Annotated in this window: 1 pseudogene; it reads right to left on the bottom strand. The window is 61.5% G+C overall.

Annotated features, from left to right (window positions below):
- Positions 1-1,196: pseudogene (locus M2375_RS22470) on the bottom strand (hypothetical protein); the annotation flags it as partial.
- Positions 1,197-1,313 lie beyond the last annotated feature (117 nt).

Genomic DNA, 1,313 nt, shown 5'->3' with positions numbered 1-1,313 from the left:
CTGCTGCCACCCGGCAAGGTCACCCGGGTCATGCGGCCGTGGAAGTCGTACTCGTAATGGGTGATGCGGCCTGCGGCATCCGTACTGCTTTGCAGCAGATTGGTGGTGTCGTCAAAGCGTTGGCTGCTGCGCGATCCGTCTGGGCTCTGCGTTGCTAGCAGCTGGCCCATGGGACTGACGGCCATGTATACGCTGCGGCCCAGCGGGTCTGTCACTTCGGTGAGGTGGCCGTATTGGTTGTACTTGCGTTTGATGGTGCTGCCATCAGGCCGGGTGTGTTCCACCAGCCGTGCTAGCCCGGCTTCGCCTTGAAAGATGTATTTGTCTATGCGGCCCAGACTGTCAGTGACGACGCAAGCTCGCCTTGGCTGGCTATCTACCTCCGGCAATACCTGGTAGTCAAACCGGTAGTCCAAACCTTCTTGGTTGCGCTGCTCGATCGCCTGGCCACCGGGCTCATAGCGGTCATACGCATAGTGGTGCTCTGGCCCGCTGCGCTCTTGGTGCTTGACCATCAAATGGTTGCGCCAGGCAAAGCGGCGCACCACTTGGCCGTGGCGATTGGTGACAGCAGCCAGGTCGCCCTGGTCGCTGTAGCTGTACTGCACCAAGGTGATGGACTCGGTCTGTAACATGGGGGTGGAAGGGTCGCGGCGCAGATCCACCTTTGACAGGCGCACGCCGCTGTCGGCTTGCCAGAAGAAGTTGCCATCTGGGTGCGAGTGATGCTGGGCATCCTGCGCGGCAATCGCCTGCGTGTAGTGCAGCTGGTAGCCACGGCTCACGCCATCGTCGATCGCGGTGATGCGCTCTTGGCCCAGAACTTTAGACCAGTGGTAGCGCTGGGAGCGGCCCAGGCGGTCGACCTTGCCCAGCAGGATCCAGTTGGGATCAGGCGCGGGTGATTCAGGAGTTGACGATGGTGCCGCCACGCGCCGATCTGCATTACCCGCATTCTGCTGCGTTTGAAGAGCAGCACGAGCCGCTTCAATCGCCTGCCAGTTGGCGGGAGCAAACACCCAGACCGTGTCCCCGCTGCCATTGGCCGCCAAGATCAGCAAATCGCCGCAGGCCATATCGCGCCGAATCCAAGAGAAGCGCCCCCTCCACCACAAAGGCGCTTGCTGGCTGCGCGGCGGCGGGGCTTCAAAACTATCTGCTGCACCTGGCTCAGTGAACTTGGCAGCTCCCGTCATGGAGGCCAGATCGTTAGACAAATTGCCCGGATGCCTGCCCGAGCGCAGCAGCCAGATATCCTCGCTTGGGCTGTAAATCGATTCACCCGCAGCCAGCGCGTCAAAAGTGATCGTGCG

The organism is Comamonas sp. BIGb0152, from assembly GCF_024809975.1.
Lineage (GTDB): Bacteria > Pseudomonadota > Gammaproteobacteria > Burkholderiales > Burkholderiaceae_C > Comamonas.
Note: the sequence above shows the minus strand (reverse complement) of the source record. Positions and strands in the feature narration are given on the sequence as shown.